15 protein-coding genes are annotated in these 20,204 nt (G+C 39.0%); 3 read left to right on the top strand and 12 right to left on the bottom strand.

The features are described from left to right. Nucleotides 1–17: 17 nt before the first annotated feature. The 5 genes from JNG87_RS07440 to JNG87_RS07460 form a co-directional block, all read right to left on the bottom strand. Nucleotides 18–4,757: an RHS repeat-associated core domain-containing protein gene (locus JNG87_RS07440; RefSeq protein WP_238349689.1), complete on the bottom strand. Its 4,740-nt coding sequence runs from the start codon at nucleotides 4,755–4,757 to the stop codon at nucleotides 18–20. Nucleotides 4,758–4,775: 18 nt separating this feature from the next. After that, nucleotides 4,776–6,035, bottom strand: coding sequence for a tetratricopeptide repeat protein (locus JNG87_RS07445; RefSeq protein WP_202842965.1), 1,260 nt, complete (start codon nucleotides 6,033–6,035; stop codon nucleotides 4,776–4,778). Continuing rightward, entirely contained in the window at nucleotides 6,035–8,197 is a 2,163-nt protein-coding gene (locus tag JNG87_RS07450; RefSeq protein ID WP_202842967.1) for a type VI secretion system Vgr family protein, read from the bottom strand. The genes JNG87_RS07445 and JNG87_RS07450 overlap by 1 nt, the downstream gene beginning before the upstream one ends. A gap of 533 nt (nucleotides 8,198–8,730) precedes the next feature. Beyond that, nucleotides 8,731–10,497: a S41 family peptidase gene (locus JNG87_RS07455; RefSeq protein WP_202842969.1), complete on the bottom strand. Its 1,767-nt coding sequence runs from the start codon at nucleotides 10,495–10,497 to the stop codon at nucleotides 8,731–8,733. Nucleotides 10,498–10,573: 76 nt separating this feature from the next. After that, a complete protein-coding gene (locus tag JNG87_RS07460; protein WP_202842970.1) occupies nucleotides 10,574–11,077 on the bottom strand; it encodes a DinB family protein in 504 nt (167 codons plus the stop codon). A gap of 147 nt (nucleotides 11,078–11,224) precedes the next feature. Between JNG87_RS07460 and JNG87_RS07465 the strand changes: the two genes are divergently transcribed. Both JNG87_RS07465 and JNG87_RS07470 read left to right on the top strand, forming a co-directional pair. Further along, entirely contained in the window at nucleotides 11,225–12,361 is a 1,137-nt protein-coding gene (locus JNG87_RS07465) for a tetratricopeptide repeat protein (RefSeq protein WP_202842972.1), read from the top strand. A gap of 77 nt (nucleotides 12,362–12,438) precedes the next feature. Next, on the top strand, nucleotides 12,439–12,777 hold the full coding sequence (locus JNG87_RS07470; protein WP_202842974.1) for a nuclear transport factor 2 family protein: 339 nt from the start codon (nucleotides 12,439–12,441) through the stop codon (nucleotides 12,775–12,777). On the opposite strand, the gene JNG87_RS07475 is transcribed toward JNG87_RS07470, so the two are convergent. The 4 genes from JNG87_RS07475 to JNG87_RS07490 form a co-directional block, all read right to left on the bottom strand. Then, the gene (locus JNG87_RS07475; RefSeq protein WP_202842976.1) at nucleotides 12,774–13,337 is read right to left on the bottom strand and encodes a DUF6624 domain-containing protein; all 564 of its coding nucleotides are present in this window, start codon (nucleotides 13,335–13,337) and stop codon (nucleotides 12,774–12,776) included. The two genes, JNG87_RS07470 and JNG87_RS07475, sit on opposite strands and share 4 nt — an antisense overlap. A gap of 52 nt (nucleotides 13,338–13,389) precedes the next feature. After that, entirely contained in the window at nucleotides 13,390–13,941 is a 552-nt protein-coding gene (locus tag JNG87_RS07480; RefSeq protein ID WP_202842978.1) for an AAA family ATPase, read from the bottom strand. Nucleotides 13,942–13,997: 56 nt separating this feature from the next. Next, nucleotides 13,998–14,993: an MsnO8 family LLM class oxidoreductase gene (locus JNG87_RS07485; RefSeq protein WP_202842980.1), complete on the bottom strand. Its 996-nt coding sequence runs from the start codon at nucleotides 14,991–14,993 to the stop codon at nucleotides 13,998–14,000. A gap of 65 nt (nucleotides 14,994–15,058) precedes the next feature. Beyond that, on the bottom strand, nucleotides 15,059–15,415 hold the full coding sequence (locus JNG87_RS07490; RefSeq protein WP_110009755.1) for a winged helix-turn-helix transcriptional regulator: 357 nt from the start codon (nucleotides 15,413–15,415) through the stop codon (nucleotides 15,059–15,061). A gap of 108 nt (nucleotides 15,416–15,523) precedes the next feature. Here JNG87_RS07490 and JNG87_RS07495 point away from each other — a divergent pair, with 108 nt between their 5' ends. Beyond that, nucleotides 15,524–16,657: an MFS transporter gene (locus JNG87_RS07495; RefSeq protein ID WP_238349690.1), complete on the top strand. Its 1,134-nt coding sequence runs from the start codon at nucleotides 15,524–15,526 to the stop codon at nucleotides 16,655–16,657. A 56-nt stretch (nucleotides 16,658–16,713) separates the two neighbouring features. Here JNG87_RS07495 and JNG87_RS07500 read toward each other — a convergent pair whose 3' ends face one another. From JNG87_RS07500 to JNG87_RS07510, 3 genes are all read right to left on the bottom strand, one after another. Continuing rightward, nucleotides 16,714–16,878, bottom strand: a complete 165-nt coding sequence (locus tag JNG87_RS07500) for a bacteriocin-like protein (protein WP_202842984.1) — start codon at nucleotides 16,876–16,878, stop codon at nucleotides 16,714–16,716. 194 nt (nucleotides 16,879–17,072) lie between these two features. Further along, nucleotides 17,073–18,569, bottom strand: coding sequence for a sodium/proline symporter PutP (gene putP, locus JNG87_RS07505; protein ID WP_202842987.1), 1,497 nt, complete (start codon nucleotides 18,567–18,569; stop codon nucleotides 17,073–17,075). 254 nt (nucleotides 18,570–18,823) lie between these two features. After that, entirely contained in the window at nucleotides 18,824–20,119 is a 1,296-nt protein-coding gene (locus JNG87_RS07510; protein ID WP_202842989.1) for an Ig-like domain-containing protein, read from the bottom strand. Nucleotides 20,120–20,204 lie beyond the last annotated feature (85 nt).

Genomic DNA, 20,204 nt, shown 5'->3' on the forward strand with positions numbered 1-20,204 from the left:
TATATACTATATAGTATTTATTTATATCCTTTAAATGTAACTTCACCACCTTCCCATTTATAAGATATATCCATTTCATGTTTATTTGCGAAAGCTTCAAGTCCCTTCAAACATCTATCGCAGGGAGGCAAAGTAGATAGCTGTCCTTTTCCTCCTTTTGTCATTTGTCCCATTGATATAATTTCCAAATTAGTTCCTTTTAAATTCCCTCCTTTAGTGCTTTCCAAATGTTCTAATAATTTTGCCTCACTATGTCCTCTAGCTCCAAAGCCATTAAAAGGAGCTTTTGATGACCCCGGAGTACTATACCATGAATAACCACCTTTAGGAGTTGTTACAGGAACTCCATCAAGGGAACCTATTACTTCATGTAAACCAAAAACATCAATCCAAGCATTTGTATCTTTCACATATCCATATAGTGTAGGATTATTTCCTAAAAGACCTATTGGATCTTTACTTATATAATTTCCGCTTTGAATATCATAGTATCTAAAACGATTATAATAAAGCCCATCTATTTCTACATCTTCATACTGCCCAAGCTGTCTAAAAGGAATAAAATATCTATTTCCTTTTAAGTTTTTAAGGTTTCCATAGGCATCATATTCTGTACTCCATACGGTTTGCTCTCCTTCATCAAAAGCCTGAACAGGTCTGCCTATATAGTCAGAAACAATGCAGTAACTTTCTCCATTGATAATTTTGGCACATGGTATATAGGAATATCGCTCATACACCCAGGTCACCACATTCTCCACAGGTTCTTTTCCAACGCTGACATTTCCGTCATCATCTACAACCGTTACAGGAACTTCTTCTGCATCATAGCTCCATTCATGCAGGAGAACGTTACCATCCCAAATATAACGAGTTATTTTCTTCAGACCAATTTTTGAGGTTCTTCTTCCGAGGGCATCATACTCAAAACTTACTTCTTTCCCGTCGGGGCGCTTTACTTTGGCCAGCATTCCGTTGGCATTCCAGGAATATGCCCAGTCTCCGGCAGACCATTCCGGGCTTTGAATTTCTGTTGGAGAGTCTTCGGTTACATTGGGTAAATCGGCTCCATCCGGCAGTTTCGGGCTATTCAGCCAATCTGAAGCAATGGTTTTATAATAAGGATGTGTATTCTCTTGTTCTTCTTTATGCTCCGGCTTGGCATCGTTGATTGGCCGTTTACTTTTTAACAATAAATTTCCTTCTTCATCGTAATGGTAGAACCAGTTTTTATCACGCATCAGCTTTCCTCCTTTGTCGTAGACGCGGTCAGTCTGCCGGGCGCTTTCATATAAACATCCCGTAGCATCCGGATTTTTGTACTGCACCTCTCCGTTCGAATATTCTGCAGCAACAAGGCTTCCGAAAGCATCGTAATCAAATCTTGTTCTTCCGCCCGTCACCCTGTCCAGGGTATGCAGCAACCGGTTTCCGGCTCCCCAGCTGTAGTCTTTATGGAAGGTAGTATTGGTTTTATTCACTGTTACTTTCTGACTTACCGGCATTCCGATATGGTCAAATTCAAAAATGCTTTCCACCCCGCCGGTCATTTCACGGGAATGCATCTGCCCATTCCGGCTGATCTCAAGATTCATCTGCCAGGGTGCATGCACTTCCGGAGTTGCGGCAGTTACCGTTTTAAGCTGTCCCAGATCATTATAAGAATAGTCTACTTCGGCTCCCAGACTGCTTTTCAAACCGATCAGATTTGCCTGACTGTCATATTCATATTGAATCGTATGCTCACCCTGTTTTTCACTGGTGACCTGTCCTAATTTATTTCTCTGAAAAGCGACACTGCTGTTTTCATTATCTGCTTTAACCAATAATCCTGAAGTGTCATACTGATAGGCTTCCCAGGTTCCGTCGGGATAATGGGTCTGTGTCAATCTTCCGCCCAGATCATATTCATGAAAAATATCTTTTCCCTGAGACGTCCTGGTTTGGGTAACCATTCCGTCTTTATCTCTTACAAAGAACTTTTTCTGGCCGTCAAACCCTATTTCACCAATGATATCATTATTATTATTTCTTTCAAAAGAATAGACTTCTCCTTTCTCATTGGTAATGCTCATTAAATTTTCATAAGCATCATACCCGAAAAACAATGTTTCTTCTTTTTTATGGGAAAGAGCATTCCTGCGGACCTGACGTTTTAGGCTTCCCATCGGCGTATAGCTCATGAGCCATTCTGCACGCCCGTCGGTAGCATACACCGGAAGATCATAGGCATCATAACGGAATTTTAACGGGAATTGCCCCTGCTCGCTCACTTCAACCACTCTTCCCATTTTATCCCTGTTCCAGAGGGTTCTGTTCAAAGGGCCCGGACTGAACACCGTCAGCCTTCCATACTCATCATATTTCCAGTACTGCTCGGCTCCGGCAGTGTTGGTGAGCTGAGTAAGCTGGCCTCTCTGGTTATATTTATAATAAGTAGCAATCTCTTCTCTGCTGCTTCTTTCAGGAATTCTTTCACCGTCTGCATATTCATAGTATACACTTTCTTCAGCAGGGTCGGTATAGCTGATCAGTTTTCCCTCTTCATCATAACTCCACGTTTCCGAAGCTCCCGAAGGAGAGAAACGGGCAATTACCTGTCCGAATTCATTGTATTGATAATGGTATTCTTCTCCATCCGGGGTATGGAAGATTTTAATATTTCCCATTTCATCATAGGTATATCCCTGAACTCTTCCTTCCGGGGACCCCGTCATTTTCAACTCGTTGTGGGCTGTATAATCGTACCAGGTTTCTCCACCTTCTCCATTTACTTTTTTGTAAACCAGAAAGTTTTCATCATAATGATATTCCTCGGTTTTATTGTTTTGCTTTGGATAGATAACTTCTGTGTAACCTTCCTCATCATGGTAATGAAGTCTTCCTTCCATATATCCATCCGTACCTTTGGTATGAACTACTCTTCCGTTTTTATCATATTCCCATTGATAGCTCATCCCGTTCCGGTTGGTTCTTTTCACAACATGGTTTTCTCCATCATAGTCAAACACAATGGCCTTTTTGTGAATATCCCAGACATGGGTAAGGTTGCCACGTTCATCATAGTCGTACCTAACCTGCAGATCTCTCTGGTTTTTATAACAATAGTAAACTTCTGTTACTTTTTTATATGTCGGGTGAATTACAGTTTCTATACTGCAGCCAGTTTTTACATCTTTTATACTTTTCAGTACAATGTTCCTGGCTTCATACTCATATTCCCTGATTGTTCCGTCACCATATTCAATACGGGTTACCTTATAAACAACTCCTTCCGAAATATGATGAAAACGTTTATATGTATAAACATCAGTTCCTTTACGAACAATCCAGATACTGCTATTGGGTCTGTACTGCCATATTTTCTGATCTCTGAAATAAGTCATTTCTTCTCCAATCTCCGGTGCAGGAATCAGCATTGCCATATTTTCGTCCGGATGCATCCAGCCTGCAAACTTATTATCTTCATCAGGAAGAATAAACAGATCATGATTATTGAAAACGCCATTTCCAAGAGGTCCGAAATCATAAGGCCGGTCGCTGTGCCAGATATTTTTCCAGCTTAAAGGTGTACTGCCCTGAATTATAAAATCATCCCATTCAAAAACCATGGCACCGGTTGCAAAATTTACAGGTTCAAGGCCGTAATGACATAATTTTTTGGATAATGCATTGGCTAATTTGAATTTATTGAAAGGTGCCTTTTTAAGAACACTGTTATTTAGCTTTTTTAAACCGTTAGCACCAAGTTTTCCTAATTTCTTGGTTAAACTTCTCATTAAAAACATTCCGGCAAGACGCATCACCATTTCTCCGGGTGTATAAACATGGGGTACAAAAGCGCCTCCTACCAATACAGGTCCACCCGTATTGATCTGAATATACATGCTTGAAAAGTTATTGTAGAAAGCAAAATAGGCCAGCGGATTTTTCTTCGGCTTATCAGGCATTGCGGGCAGCATTGTCATTCCGAAAGGAAATCCCATACAGGTTAATACCTGCTGAGGCTGGTTACCGCTCATTTTACTTCCCTGCGCCAGAACGGTCTGCGAACCGTAATACACTTCTCCTTCGTGTGGAGCTTCCTGAGGAAAAGGAATGATATACACCGGAATAAGCGATGTGACATGTCTGAACGGAATGACCACTCCCATCACACTGGTTGTGGTGGTTGCTTTGTGCCTTCCATGAACATATATAGAGCCACCCAGCAGAATATTTTCCGGAAGAGAAGGCATCAGATTTCTGGCAAATTGCGGAATCGGAATTTTAATGGTTATATAATCCATTATATCAAAAACAATCCCGATAAACGGATGAGGCAGCGGCAATGGAATAAACATGAATGAAGGAGGCGGCGGAATTAGAGTCCAGTGGATATCAATGGCCAGTACAATATCAAAATGTTTACTTGTATGCTGAATGGCTGTGGAAGGCATTGCAGGATTATTAACCTTAATCAGTTTCACTTTGCTTTCCGGAGCGGCCTTTTCTACTGTCACGGCACTGTCGCCACCTCCACCTCCGCCTCCACTGCTTTTTTCCGGCTGTCCGGCATCTCCTCCCACTATAGATTTGGCCATGGAAACGGGATTCAGGGAATCGAAATTATTTTTCATTCCGTTCTTCCATCCCTGTTTGGTTTTATCCCAGCTTACCGAAGTAACATCTGTATTTACCTTCCATGAGCGGTCTGGGTTCATGTCCGGTTTTGCTACTTTAATGGGTTTTACTGTTTTTTTATTCAGATCTGCCATGATTCTTTTAATTTGAGATTACCCTGCTTTTGGTTTTTCCACGCTCACCTTCCAGTCATCACCAAAATAAGTCTTCATTTCACTATCCAGTTTTGTTTTTTTATCAGTATCGCCTTCATATTTGAGAATAAGCATTGAGGCAACAAACCTCAGACTGCTCTGTTCTCTTGCTGAAGGATCCATCAGTTTTGCTATATCCAGACATTTTTCAAAATACCGGATCATTTTATCTTTTGTCAGCACCGTATCATTCAATGTAGCGATGATCCTGTAACACTCAATCGCCATTGCATATTCTCCTATTTTATGAGCCGTCTCTGCGGCTTTTTCAAATGCTTTTTCTGCCCTGGACTTTTTGGAGTTGCCTAATAAATGGCTGCCATAATTCATATACATCTGAACTTCCAGAGGAGTATCAGGTTCTACTTTTTCAAATATTGTCCGATAGGTATCTTCTGCCCTATCCTTCTTCCTGTCCGCTATATATGCCTGGGTAAGCATAAAATAGGCAGAAATTTCGCCCTGTTTATTTTTTTGTTCTCCGGCGAGCTTCACCGCCTTTTTCAATGCGTGCTCTGCTTCTTTGAATCTTTCTTTGCTTAAATGATTACTCGCTATAAGAATCTGCTGCTGGAAGTCTGTATCCGGGCTGTTCTTCTTACGGTTGGTATGAGCGGCAGTATTCTGCATTAACTGATGAATGTCTACCTCTATTCTGAAGCTATGGGCTGAAGAGATACCGGGCAGAGTCCTGTAATGGTGATGTTCCGCCCAAACCAGTTTAATATCTTTATTTCCCGTTGCTTCACAGATCCTGCACCATTCTTTCACCCATAAAGAAAGTTCTTCGGTATCATTAATCCTGAGCGGAGCAATGTAGATATAGATTTTAGAATCCTTAATATTCGGGAAGTTTTTCTTTAGTTCCAGCAAAGGGTAAAAAGCTTTGTAAGCATCTGTTTTAAAACTTTCATCCGGCTTTTCCAGATTCCAATGGGGAATATCTGCCTCGCTTTTCCTCAGCATTTCATAGAACTCAGTCCATTCATCCAATAAGGTTTGTCCGAAGGAGTTCATTCCGTTAAATTCCTGGTAATGGAGTAAAAAAACATCATCTCCTTCTTCATCTTCAGAAAGCTTCGATTTGATAAATCCATCAAAAAGATCGGTTTCATGTTTTTCTCCCAAACAGATCAGCATAGGCTTTTCTTCATTCTTTGAAACCACTTTCTGCCATTGTCTTTTTAATTTTACCAACTCCAAATCTACGGGATTCATTAATTCAGTTTTACAGTTCCACTTACAATATTCGTTTCGCTTCCTCCACCGACATTGATTTTTCCTCCACTGCTGAGATTGGCTTCAGTATCACCTCTCATGGAAAGCGTATTGGTTCCGATATCCAGTGTATCGGATTTGATTCCGACACCTGAAGTAGGTTCACCGTCTTCAGGCCCTACTCCAACTCCGATACTCGTTGTTCCGCCAACACCAATATTAACTCCCTGTATAAATATTTCTTTTCCTTTAATCTGAATATTTCCCTCTTTATCCATATAAATCGAGCTGCTTCCGCAATTCAGTGTAATGGAAATTTTGCTGTCTATGCTTATATTTCCTGCTCCATCCAGAAAAACAGAATTTTGATCTTTATCTTTTACGGTAATTCCACCGGCATCATCCAGACTCATGGTATGTCCGCTTTTACTGCTTAAGCTTTTAATATTATTTCCGGCACCGCCGCCACCGCCAACTCCGCCATGGAACATTCCTCCCATCACAAACGGACGGTCAGGATGCTGGTGTGCAAAATTGACCACTACCTGATCTCCTTCCTCCGGAATCGCCATAAATCCACGATTTTTACTCACTTTTTCGCTGCCTCCGCCATCAGGAGTCATCACTCTGATATATTCTGTTGTAGTAGAGCCATTCTGCCAGTCGAACTGCACTTTCACTCTTCCCTGGTTTAAAGGATCTGCATTGGAAATCACTTTGGCAAACTGGGCATCTGCTTTTGGAGTATGAAACTCCGGGCGGGGAATAAATCCGGTATCAGAAGCTATAGCCTCAAAAGTTCCGGTATAATATCCTCTGGCATCTACCTCATGATACATATCTGTAATCATTAATTTGGTAAAATAGGTTGTTTCGCTGCTTTCGGCTTTTCTCATTTCAATATCAGCGATACAGCCGGGATAAAGGAATGGTACTGTTGTAACTCCTGAAATAACAAAGACTTCAGCAGCTTTACTTCCGGCAGTTCCTTTCTGGGAAGTTTCCACATCCATGAAAGACACCGCTTTTATAGGAGCTACCCTCAGTGATGGAGTGGTAAATGTTTTTTCTGAAATTTCGTAGGCTCTCTTCGCAATATCTGAGGTATGATTAATCTTTGAGCTTCCTGCCGTTAATTTTTCATTTTTACTGCTGTTGTAACCGTAAAATGACGGATTCACGTGCTGTGCCTTCATTTTTATCTTGACATCACTCACACTGCTGCCATAGGTTAGCTTTACAGGTTTTTCCTGAGGTGGAAGTTTCCCGAAATGCAGTACTTCGCCATCGTAATAAAACTGTTCACCGTAGGCTTCCGCAATCCGGGCCAGATAGTTATAATGAGTTTCTTCATATTGTGAGCTGTAAGAAACATTTCCATGGGCCGCGTCTACTCTGAAATCGAACGTATTTTGTCCCAGACCTTCTTTGATCACCTGATCTGCGATACTGTTCAGACTGATTTCCTGGGCTCCGCCAAAACTTTGAATATGGGGTGCTGCATCTAAAAGAACCGTAGGGCTGGATCCTGTAAGAACGATATTTCCCAGGCTTCCTTTTTCCTGGCTGAAACCTACTTCTGTGATGACTCCAACGAAATTTCTTTCCGGCCCGTCTTCAACATCTTTATATCTGAAAATAACAGTAATTCTTTTTCCCAGAAAGTTCTGAGCTTCTTCCAGATTGTGGTTTTCGGAATTCCCCAGACTATCGTGAGCCAGCATCAGATCAAATTCATGATGCTTTACAGCACTTTGTTTTAACTGAAAATGCTTGAAATGTTTAATGACCTTTCCGTCAATTACGATTTCAAGTTTTACCACACGGTTAATTCCGGCTACCTGATTTCCAGGTATCGTACTGGCATTATAAATTCCTGAAGTTGGCTGTTTAGCCCATACTTTATCTTCTACCAGTGTGGGAGGGTTGGATTGTTTAACCTGGTTCATAAACATTTGAGACCCGTTTTGAGCCATCCCTGTATAGGCCTGGGCCTGAGCCATTTTTTCTGAAGCTTTTTTAATGGTTCCACTCGATTTTTCCTGTACTTCCTGAGCAGCTTTATGAACGGCCTCATCCGTCAATGTTTGTTTAACATTCTTTACAGCTGAAATTTTATCTTTGGAAACAGGCAATTTGGGTGAATGATCGTCCTGAAACATAATGGTAATATTTTGATTGATTGGGTGTCAGATTTTTTTAAGCTGAAAGTGATCCGAACCATAAAGTTCAGATCATTTCACTATCCGTGCTTCATCTGTAAAGAGGAATCCGGATATTGAGGTCGTAACAGGGTGTTAAAAGGAAAAGCACAACTATAAGTTTACTTTGTATCCCTGTTGAAATTCAGGATTTCACCTGATTTTATTGTCGTAATATGCAGATTGTAATCATTATTAATTTTTTGTCATTGGATTGGTGGTATTACAAAGATAAAGCGGTAATTGCTATTCAGGAAATTTTCAATGGATAATCTGAAATTTTGTCGTAGTTCTACGACTTTTCATCAATAATTCCAAAATAAATGATTAAAAAAAAGAAATAAATACCTCTATATCAAATAAATATTTAACATTTTTTAATAAATGAAAATGATAAATTTATCACTTAAAATAGAAATAATCTAAAATATTATTATAAAAAACCAGCTGCAAAAAATAAATTTACAGCTGGCTTTATACGTGTGAAAAACTTTTTATTGTTTTCTAAGTTCTGCTACTTTTTTCAGATAAACATCGGTCTGATGAAGAAATTCCTGATCGGTCTGCTGTATTGTCACGTGAGGAATAATCCCCTGCCCTCTCTTCTGATCAGGAAGATTTTGAGCATCCTGAATGACGTGAACAATAGAAAATCCTGTCTGGATTCCGGTATTGGGAAGTTCATACACCAAAGGAAGATGGCCATTATGTTCATAATAGCCTCCTACCGTTTCTTTTCCAATCACAACAGCATTGGTATAGGATTTAATAAGGGAAGCAAGGTGTGAAGCTGCAGAAGCTACCCTTTGATCAACAAGCAGATAAAGCTGTCCTTTAAAAGTTCTTTCATTAGGCAAAACGGATGGATTCTTGTCATCTGCCCAGTAATATTTTCCCTGAATACTTTTAGGGTAAAGCTGTTTCAGATAGGCATTAAGCCCGTGTTTATCCTGTACTCCGTTAGAGAGAAAAAGAGGAGTTATAATGAGTTTTTCCTCCAAAGGAACTTCATTGAATTGGGTGTAAGCATAGTGACTGTCACGGAAAGGTCTTTGTGTAAGATAAGAGAATACTTTTTCATAAAGAGCTCCTGTGCCTCCTGTATTTCCTCTGAGATCAATGATCAGATTCTGTATTTTTTCCTTTTCCAGAGTATCCATCATCTGATCAAGAAAAACACTGAATTTTTTATAGGCCGGATCTTCTTTTCCGGTGGCAAAATCAAATCCTCTCAAAGATAATCTGTAAATTCCTTCTCCTTCTTTGCTGAAGCTATATTTTTCAGACAGCAGTTTTTTGTCAAAGGCAAGCGAATATCTTGATTCCTGAAGTTTTTTGAAACTTTCCAATGGTATTCCTTCCAGAGAAACTTCTTTTACGGCACCATTCCATTTATATCGGATCACATAATTTTTATGGTTTCCGAATTCCATATAAAATTTATCCAGCATTCCTCTTTCAAAACCTGTTGTTTCCTTGTAAGGCATGGAATAGCCATCAGAAAAATAGTATTGAGAGAAACGGCTGATCATTTCTTTTGCAGGAACTCCGTTGATGGAAAGAATTTCGGCACCAAGAGGTATTACTGCCTCTTTTGAATCCTGAAGCAGGCGTCCGTCAATATTCTTCAGAGTGATGGGCAGATATTCAGGTTTCTGGGTGAGATAATAGGAGGCATGATTGGGTAAATCCGTATAATTATGGCAGCTTCCTTCAAATCCGGTAAGTCTGGCAATGATTTTATAGAAATCAAAAATATTTTTACTGTTTCTGGCTTCCGCTTCTGCCTGCTGGTAGATGCTGTCTATCTGCTTTTTACTTCTGTACACATAGAGTCCGGAATTTGCTTTTTCCCTGATCAGGCGGAATGTTCTGAGATCTTCCACAAACTGATCGGAACTGAACTGGCCGTTCAGAACAGGTACGCTTTTAGATTCAGCAATAGATACTTTTACGATTTTACTTTTTTCAAGATAAGATTTAGCCCAGATCTTTACTTCATATTTCTTTCCTTTTTCAGGAGTAAAATACAGGCGCTCGATACTTTTTATTCCTCTGGAATCATCCTGTTCTTTCAGTTTCTTTCCATCCATGAACAAAGCAATTCCCAGATTAGCATCAGCCGACTGTACCGAAATCCATGATGGTTTGTGGGCTTGTTGTGAATATTTCAGGGTGTCTCCCGGTTTAAGCTCCAGATGAGTCTGTGCATATGCACTGTTTAAGAATAGCAAAAGAGGAATGATAAGAGGTCTGGTCATTATTATTTTTTTGAATGGGCTAATATACAAATTAACCTCAACCGATTGAATATTCTTCGGCTATTCCCTTTCAGCACTATAGTTTCACACTCATATCCTGTACTTCTTCTGCAGAAAATCCATAGATCTGTGGTGTTTTTACATCCAGAAGGTTCAGATAGATATATAATTCTGCCCTGTGGTGGATTTCATGTTCTATCATAGCCCGGAGCCATTTCCACACAGAAATTTCATGATTGGCAGGAGTAAGGCATTTCCTGGTAAGATCCTCATCTGAAAGCCCTGTGATGATTTCAAGCGTCTGCCTATGCATTTCGTTAAAAAACTTAACGGTATCCCCATAGCCGTCGGCAAGGTCTTTACCACAACCCGGATAAGCACTTTTCCTTCCTGATATGGTTTCGCCGTACATATACCTTTCGATGGCTGCAATATGTCTTATCTGATCTCCAATGGTAAATTTTCCCGGTTTATAGGAAAAATCAATATGCTCAGGAGGAACAACTTCAATAATGCAGTTGGTTCTCTCTCTTATTTTTTCATAATAATCAATGAATGACTGTACAGTTTTTATTTCCATATCTTTTGCCTGATTTTTATATAAAGTGAATATAAGAAATCTGACTTAGTGTTTCATCATAAACCATTCAGAATAAAAAAATCCCCGATAAGTGAGACTAAAATTTGGATGCCTGGTAAATAACCTATATTTTAGTTAAAAATAACCATGATGAAAAGAGGAATCTGCTTGTGTATTATTCTATTAAGCTTTAAAAATCTTACTGCCCAGTCTGCAAAAATTGATACTGAAAAACTTCTTGAGTATTATGAAACACAACGTTATGCTGATGCAGCTACTTATCTTCAGAGTATATATCCCGGAGATACACAGGATATAAAAGCTCTGTCACAAATAGCCTATTGTAATATGATGGCCGGAAAACTACCGGAAGCAGAAAAAAATTATCTGAAGATCAACACCATTCAACCCGACAGTGTGCCCACCTTATTCAGTTTGGCCAGTATCAATTCCAGACGGGGAAATGTTTCCAATGCCAAAACGTATCTTCAACAAATTATACGGCTGGACAGTCTTAATTTCAGTGCTTATAAACAGCTTGCTGCTTATGCAGAAACTCCTGAATCCAGACTTTCTTACCTCAAAAAAGCCAATACCCTTAATTCTGCAGATCCCGATGTAGCTTATGATCTTTCTGCAACTTACATCAGCCTCAAACAATACCAATCTGCATATGATATATTGAAAACAGCCATTGCAGCCGATACTGAGAACTTTACTTTACTGCAGGCTCTACTGCCGGCTGCCAACCAACTCCACAAATATCCGGAAGTGATTGAAACAGGTGAAAAGCTCCTGAAAAACCATGCTGATGTCAATGTAATGAATGATCTCGGACAGGCCTATTTTTATGTAAAGGATTATCAGAAGTGTATCACGCTTTATAAAATACTGGAAGATATGGGAGTACAAAATGAAGGTACATTATATTTTATGGCCCTGAGCTATCGTGAACTGAAAGATTATAACAATGCTGCCCTCTATGCACAAAAGACTATTGACGAAGCTGTTTCAGACCACACCAACCTTTATTATGCTGCACTGGCAGGCATTTATGAAGCTAAAAACCAGTATAATGATGCTGTGACAGCTTATAAAAGAGGATTAACTTTTGGTACCAGCAATATTATTTATTACCGTTTGGGGCTTCTTTATGATCTCAATCTGAAGCAGTCTAAGAATGCCGCAACATATTATCAGATGTACCTTAAAAACAATCCTGACCAAGACAAGGAAAAAGAGCAGATTGCCTATGCAAAAGGAAGAATTCCTGCTTTAAAATAGATAAGCTTTTGTGATTATAGTCACAAGAAGAATCTCCGGTGATCCGTTAATTTTGTATAGACAATAAACAGAATATTATGGACAATACAACGCAAAACATAGCAGAACGATTTATCCAATATCTAAACGAAGAAAATTTTGATAAGGCAGAAAACTGTCTTGATCCTGATTTTAAATTTATAGGGGTAATGGGAAAGAGAGAAGGAGCCTCTGTTTACATCAAAGATATGAAGCAGATGAAGTTTAAGTATGAGATTCTTAAGACTTTTACTTCCGGTGAAGATGTTTGTTTCTGGTACAATATTGATATGGGAGAAAAAACAATAGAATCTTCGGGATGGTATCACGTAAAGGATGGAAAGATCCGTACTTTAAAAGTTCTGTTTGATCCGAGACCTTTATTAAAAGAGTCTTAAATCCATCCTGTTTTTTTCCTCCAGGCGGTATATTCAGCGTCTTTGCCATCAATTTCCGGAATGTCCTGGACCTCCGGGATTTTATTGATATCTGATTCGGAAAGGACCCGCAGATTTACCTTTTCGCGTTCTGTATTTAAGTTTTCTTTGTTTTCTACGGGATAAATTATTCCTTCAGAGGTCAGCTGGGTACCATACTTTTGAGGTTTACCCTGAAAAACCTGAATCCTGTCGTATAAATAGGCTTTATGGATAGGATTAATATCATTGCAATGCTTTTCCATCATAGCGTAGCTTGTTTTCATAAATTCGGGTTCGCCGATAGCATGCTGGATGATCAGCCATGCTGCATCATTAGCTTCCTCACCTACTTTTGAGATGGTAGGATAACCGATTTCTGCTATAATTTCCCGCAGCCGTTGTGCATTGGCTCTATGAATAGTTTCCATTTCGGGATGATAACCTCCGGAAAGCGCTCCTGATTTCAATAGTTTTTCTCTTATGGACAGGTCTTTGTCAGCAAGTTCAATCAGTTCTTTTTCAAAAGGAAGATGGTTCATACTTGATAATTGATAATCGATGAGTGATAATTAATAGGTGATGAAAAATACTTTATATGAGCCTGTCAAGGATAAAACGGGCTCTGTTTTCTACTGAAATTTTTGGGACTTCTATGATATTGTAACCATATTCCTGATAAATTTCGTTCATACATTCAAAGGTAAGCATAGATTTCTCGAAGGTTTGTTTTCTTTCAGGGTCATTTTCGTAAATCTCTTTCCATGGCGGCAGAATGAAAACATTGTTATGATAAATCATTTCTCTTGCTTTAACCTCCATAGATTCCGGAACAGCAATATTTTCAAGTTTCATATAACCAAGTGTATCCAGTATTCCACGGTCAAAGAAAACAGGTTTTGCAGAAGTTGTCTGACTTATTCCCAGGTAGGTTTTTACGGATTCTTCGAACATCAGTTCTGCAAAAAGTTCTTTGTTAAGCCATGGAAGCCCTTCTCCACCGGAATCCATCTGTTCTTTAATGATTCTCCTTCCTTCTTCAGGTACAGTTATCAGTTCACGGTGGCTTAATTCATCCAGCAACGTTGTTTTTCCTGCTCCCGGACCTCCGGTAATGATATAGAATGTTGAAATATTCTGTTTCATGGGTTTGAATTATAGTATAAAACTCCACCATACAGCAGAATTTCATACTGCGGAGTTTATCTGTTATTTTTAATGATACTTTTATACGTGTTGATGCGGTCTTCTTCCCGGTACATATTACACAATATCAGGAGATCATCGGTATTGTACTTTTGGGCAATTTCATCTAATCTCTGGTTAACAGATCCCGGTGTTTCTATAATAATTCTGTTTAAAACCGTATAGAATTCTTCTTCATCCTTGGTTCCCAGAATCTTCTGTTCCACCACTTCCGGAGAAAGAACCGCATCCGGACTTTCTAATTTCCGGGACTGTAAAAACTGATAGGCCATTCCGTACGCATTCCGTCTGGCATCTTCTATTGTATCTGCTACTGATACCGATACGGCAACCTGCAGAGAAGGCCGGGAAAAATATTGTGTTATGTCAAATTCTCTGAGATAAGTATCTGTATTTTCCTTTCCGTTCTCACTATTCATAAAAGCAGCGAATGAATATCCAACTCCATGCTTTGCAGCTTCCCGGGCGGAGGTCATTCCTGAGCCCAGCCACATAATTTCCGGAATATGCTGTACATGAGTCGGCTGTGCAATAAGTCCATCATAAACTCCTTCTTCGTCCTTTATGAATTGAATGATCTCTTCCAGCTTTGTTTCCATATTGGATAAAACTACCGGTTTATGATTGTTCAGTGCCATGACAGCATCTTTTAAACCTCCGGGAGCTTTTCCCAGGCCGAGAATAAAGCGTTCAGGATATAGTGTTGATAACATTTTAGTCCATTCTGCAATCTTATAGGCAGAATAGTTTCTCATCATGATTCCGGCAGTTCCTATTTTAATCCGGTTTGTTTTGCTGAGAGCAATTGCAGCTAAAAGCTCGGGACTGGAACTTCCATAAGCTTCTACTCCATGATGTTCGGAATACATGATGCTGTGAAACCCTGTTTCTTCAGCCATTACAGCAAGATTAAGACTGTTTTTCAATGCAGATGCCGCACTGCCGCCCATGGTAGCGGGTGACTGATCTAATATCCCTAATTTCAGCTTCATACTGTTGGATCAATTTTATGGTGAAGGTATAAAAAAAGCTTTATGTAACAGAAAATGAAGTGTTATCATTCTTTAGGCGGGAAGACAATTCCCTCATCCTTAATCAGATCGTAACCAAATTTCATGATAGTTTCAATAACCGGAATGGCTTTCTCTCCTTTCTTTGTAAGACTATACTCTACTTTTGGAGGAATTACGGGAAATACTTCCCTGTGAATCATCTCTTTAGCTTCCAGCTCACGCAGCTGACTGGTGAGCATTTTATCTGTAATATGAGGAATATCCTTTTTAAGCTCGCTAAAACGGAGTGGCTTCTCCTGCAGTCTCCACAAAATCGGCATCTTCCATGTTCCGCCGATATGGCTTAACGCAAATTCAATAGGGGTATAATACAGTCTTTTATCATGGAAAAATTCAGGCATAACAACGTTTTTTAGATTTACACTTTCAGAAAGGTAAGTATAGAACTAAAAGGTAAGTATATAGTTTTCTGATAGTCTATTCTGCAAATTTGCAAAAAAATAATGAATATGAACAGAAATCTTTATGTACTGGCACTAGGTGTTTTCGGAATTACCACTACAGAGTTCGGAGTGATTGGAGTATTACCCGAACTTGCTTCCGCATTCCGGGTTTCCATTGAAAAAGCGGGATGGCTGCTGAGTGCATTTGCATTGATCGTTGCTGTTTTCGGGCCGTTCATGCTTCTTATATTGTCTTCTTTCAAAAGGAAAAACTTATTGATTTTTTCTTTATCGGTTTTTGTTGCTGCCAATATCCTGTCTGCATTTATTACCAATTTTTATCTCCTTCTCATCGTTAGAATGATTCCTGCATTTTTTCATCCGTTATACTGGTCCATTGCTTTATCTGTCGCCGGGCAAACCTCAGATCCTGCAGAGAAATCCAGGGCTGTTAGTATTATTTTTTCCGGACTTACACTAGCAACGGTTTTAGGAGTGCCATTGGCAACATTTATGTCTGACCTGCTTTCCTGGCAATCCTCTTTTTTACTTACCGCTTCCATTAATGGAGTTGCTCTGGCGGGAGTATGGTTTTATCTGCCATCCATTCAGAATCCGGAAACATCTTCAGGTAAATTTCCCATTAAAATATTCCGGAATAAACATCTATGGAACGGGCTTTTTCTGGCATTCTTCATCATTGCAGCCATGTATTCAACTTATGGTTATATGGCAGATTTTTTAAAGAATGTCACCCAAATGAACGGGAAACAGATCAGTATACTATTTTTTCTGTTTGGAACCGCAGGAATTGCAGGAAACAGAATTGCAGGAAAATATATGAGCAGGTTTCCGTTTCAGACTACTTTTGTGTTCCTGATTTTATTATCCGGAATTCACCTTCTGGTTGGGCATTACGGAAGTTATTTTACACCGATGATTTTTATTGTAACTTTTTGGGGGCTTATTCATTCCGGAGGTTTTCTGATCAGCAATATCAATGTAACGTCTTCCTCATCAGAGACCTCTGAGTTCATCAACAGTATTTTTACTTCCTGCGGGAATTTTGCGGTTACTGCAGGTACTCTTTTGGGAGGTTTTTGGATTGACCGTTATGGTCTAGAAAATATAATGTGGTCAAGTATTGCCGGTCTTGTTCTTGCCATGATTGTACTGCTTGTTAAAAGGAACAGACATTAAGTTGTAATAAAAAGCAAAGCTTTCCATGAAATGGAAGGCTTTGTTTATAGAAATAATTATGCACATAAAATATTTCCACAGCCGCCACCGCCACCGTTTCCATTAAGATAATAACAGATGGTTGTTGGACAGCCACATGCTATACATTCACTGGCTGCGGCAGGACGGCCACCCGTAATTGTTTTTAAACTTCCTCTCGCGATTTTCTTTAAATTTTTCATAATAAATAAGTTATTGGTTTGAAAGGACAAAATAGTGAAAAAATAGCAAAGCACATTTAGCACAAACTGTTAAATAGTATTAAATTTTATAATGAATAATTTTCCCCCCATAAATCGTCTGAAAAATATTAAAACAATAACCCTCGCTGTTCAGCAAGGGTCTATTATTATTGTATCATTGAAAAGCTTCTATATTACTCCTGCATAATCTTTTGAACTTCATGAAATTCACTTTCAATCACAGGATCAGGGTTATAAGTCAATAAAGAAACGATCACATTAGTTAGTAAAGAAAGTACAAACCCAGGAATGATTTCGTACCAGTCTTTCAGCGGATGTTGCAGATAAACCCAGGCTAACACTGTAATTCCCCCTACCATCATCCCGGCAAAGCCTCCCTGCCATGTTGCCTTTTTCCATAAAAGCGACAGCAGGATCAGGGGCCCGAATGCAGAGCCAAAGCCTGCCCATGCATTTCCCACCAGATTAAGAATACTATCCTTAGGATTAAGAGATAAAAGTACCGCAATGACAGCTACCAGTAAAACAGAAAGCCTGCTTGCTATTAATAATTGCCTTGAAGTTGCTTTTTTATTCAGAAAAGCTTTGTAAATATCTTCTGTTAACGAGCTTGAAGTCACCAATAACTGGGAAGAAATCGTACTCATTACCGCAGCAAGAATGGCTGTAAGTAAAAATCCTGCAATAAACGGGTGGAATAATATACGGGAGAAATAGATGAAAATAGTTTCTGCTTCCGTCTTTGATCCGTCAAACTTCATCATGGTATTCATATCGAACTTTTGCAAATAAGCGATTCCTACCAATCCTATGGCCAGAGCTCCTGCAACAGTAAATATCATCCATGTAATCCCGATGCGTCTTGCTTTGATCAGATCTTTCGGTTTATCAATGGCCATAAAACGTACCAGAATATGCGGCTGGCCGCAGTATCCCAATCCCCATGCCAATAAAGAAACAATACTTACAGTCGTTGTTCCTCTGAACAGATCCAGATATTTTGGATTTTTTGCTTCAATCAGAGAAAACGTCTCTCCCACGCTTCCGATCTGGGTAATGGCTACAATCGGAACGATCACCAATGCAAGCACCATGATGGTGCCCTGCACAAAATCAGTAAGACTTACGGCCAGAAAACCACCTAAAAATGTATACAGCACTACTACCAGACTTGTCAGGAGTAAGCCTGCCGTATAATCCATTCCAAAAGCTGATTCGAATAATTTTCCTCCGGATACCATTCCCGCAGAAGTGTACAGGGTAAAAAATACCAGAATGAAAATAGACGATGTAATTTTCAGGAGCTGATTTTTATTTTTGAACCTGTTTTCAAAAAATACAGGTAACGTAATGGCATTCTGTGCCACCTCGGTATAAATTCTGAGTCTTGGTGCTACAATAATATAATTGAGATAAGCACCAATGGTTAATCCTATGGCAATCCACGAACTTGAAATTCCGGACAGATACATTGCTCCCGGAACCCCCATCAAAAGCCATCCGCTCATATCGGCTGCTCCTGCAGACAATGCTGTTACGGCAGCTCCCATTTTCCGGCCGCCAATTAAAAATTCTTCTGAATTACTTGTTGATTTTCTATAAGAATATATGCCTATACCTATCATTAATAACAGGTACAACCCCACAGAAATCCCTTCATATACTTGCATATCATTATTTTTACGAAGCCGAATATAATGATTTTCTAATGAATGGAATTACGCAAAGCAAACTAAGCTTTTACTATTGCAGCTTTTTTCGAACTCTGCCAAACAACAAATGATAATATAAAACCGAGCCCCATAAACAGAACAGGAATATATTTACCCCAAACTTTCTGTAATACTGAAAGATCCAATAACAATCAAAAAGCAAACTATTGAAACTGTATATAAAAGCTGGTTATCGCTCATTTGTAATCAAACTATTTTTCCCTCGTTTTAAATTTTATAACCAGGTTTTCATCTTTCAGAGGGTATCCTTCTTTAGACCTGAAACTTTTATTGGTAAGTATAAATTCATATTCTTTGCCGGGCTTTACATCTACTCCCAAGACCAACGTTTTATCATTATTTTCCATTCCTTTCACTTTGGTCATCGGCATATATTCTTTTCCTTTATCTGAAAGATTGAAAGAATAGTATCCGGGTACCATTTCCTGTGAAAAAGTAATTTTAAGTTCTTTTATATCAGTACTTACGCTCGCAGAGCCATTTTCAGGATCTATTTTTACAACATATGGCTGTTTCTTACGATATTCTTTCAAAAGATCAGCGGTTTTTTCCTTGAAAAACTTTGATTTGCCCAGGAAATCTTCAACAGCTTTATTATCATCATAATTCAGCTCAATAATATCTTTGATGGCCTGCTTTTTATCTTTTGCATTCTGGTAGTACATTTTACTGATCACATAGCCTACATAATATCCTAAATCCGCACCCTCTCCTTTTTGTCTTCCATTATAAAACCAGTTGGGAAGATTACCGCTAAACATTTCTTTTTTAAACTGAGCTTTAATTTCAGCTTCGTGAGCCATTCCGTATGAAATATATTTCCTTTTCAAAGGTTCATTCATCACAAGTTCGGCAATCAGATCACATGATCCTTCCTTTATAGCCTGGTTTAAAACCCTGTTTTGATTTCCGCTCTGCTGGGTATGGATATATTCATGAATATTCAGGGAAACGATATTATCCGGAGACTGATTGGCAAAAACACCCTTCAGCCATTCATCTTTAAATTCTGAGACCTCTGTTGCTTCTGTTCCGCTGGCAAGTTCTGCACCTACCAATACCATATTTCCGCTCACAGTTCCGCCAGAGTTAAGTGCCCCAATTGTAAAATACATTTCGGCATCTTTAAGTTCAGGATACAATTGCTTCAGCCTGACAACACCAGCTTCCAACTCTTTGGTCTTGGTTTTTATTATTAAGGTATTCGGCCTTACTGAATTCCAGAATTTAGGGTATTTTTCTATGACTTTTACATATACACTATCGTTATAATCTCTGGCATCCATAAAAGCTTTTAACCCTTTTGTTGCTTTATCAGTATAGAGTCGTTTGATAAGATCAAGCTTTCCGGAATAATCATTTGTTTTTTGAATGCTGTCATAAGCCATCCAAAAATTATCAATATCTGAAGTAAAAATCCTTGTTGATTTCTGTGAAAAAGCACTTGCAAATACAAGCAAAAGAAGAATAGTCGAAATACGCTTCATGGCTGTTTTTAATAAAACAATGATACATACAATTATTGTATTCTACAAATATCGTTTATCGTTTGCACACAATAGAATTAAAAGA

The organism is Chryseobacterium cucumeris (assembly GCF_016775705.1).
GTDB lineage: Bacteria > Bacteroidota > Bacteroidia > Flavobacteriales > Weeksellaceae > Chryseobacterium > Chryseobacterium cupriresistens.

Excerpts from the sequence above, each read along its gene's own strand:
- JNG87_RS07440 (WP_238349689.1), bottom strand. The coding sequence starts at position 4,757 with ATGGCAGATCTGAATAAAAAAACAGTAAAACCCATTAAAGTAGCAAAA.
- JNG87_RS07445 (WP_202842965.1), bottom strand. The coding sequence starts at position 6,035 with ATGAATCCCGTAGATTTGGAGTTGGTAAAATTAAAAAGACAATGGCAG.
- JNG87_RS07450 (WP_202842967.1), bottom strand. The coding sequence starts at position 8,197 with ATGTTTCAGGACGATCATTCACCCAAATTGCCTGTTTCCAAAGATAAA.
- JNG87_RS07455 (WP_202842969.1), bottom strand. The coding sequence starts at position 10,497 with ATGACCAGACCTCTTATCATTCCTCTTTTGCTATTCTTAAACAGTGCA.
- JNG87_RS07460 (WP_202842970.1), bottom strand. The coding sequence starts at position 11,077 with ATGGAAATAAAAACTGTACAGTCATTCATTGATTATTATGAAAAAATA.
- JNG87_RS07465 (WP_202842972.1), top strand. The coding sequence starts at position 11,225 with ATGATGAAAAGAGGAATCTGCTTGTGTATTATTCTATTAAGCTTTAAA.
- JNG87_RS07470 (WP_202842974.1), top strand. The coding sequence starts at position 12,439 with ATGGACAATACAACGCAAAACATAGCAGAACGATTTATCCAATATCTA.
- JNG87_RS07475 (WP_202842976.1), bottom strand. The coding sequence starts at position 13,337 with ATGAACCATCTTCCTTTTGAAAAAGAACTGATTGAACTTGCTGACAAA.
- JNG87_RS07480 (WP_202842978.1), bottom strand. The coding sequence starts at position 13,941 with ATGAAACAGAATATTTCAACATTCTATATCATTACCGGAGGTCCGGGA.
- JNG87_RS07485 (WP_202842980.1), bottom strand. The coding sequence starts at position 14,993 with ATGAAGCTGAAATTAGGGATATTAGATCAGTCACCCGCTACCATGGGC.
- JNG87_RS07490 (WP_110009755.1), bottom strand. The coding sequence starts at position 15,415 with ATGCCTGAATTTTTCCATGATAAAAGACTGTATTATACCCCTATTGAA.
- JNG87_RS07495 (WP_238349690.1), top strand. The coding sequence starts at position 15,524 with ATGAACAGAAATCTTTATGTACTGGCACTAGGTGTTTTCGGAATTACC.
- JNG87_RS07500 (WP_202842984.1), bottom strand. The coding sequence starts at position 16,878 with ATGAAAAATTTAAAGAAAATCGCGAGAGGAAGTTTAAAAACAATTACG.
- putP (WP_202842987.1), bottom strand. The coding sequence starts at position 18,569 with ATGCAAGTATATGAAGGGATTTCTGTGGGGTTGTACCTGTTATTAATG.
- JNG87_RS07510 (WP_202842989.1), bottom strand. The coding sequence starts at position 20,119 with ATGAAGCGTATTTCGACTATTCTTCTTTTGCTTGTATTTGCAAGTGCT.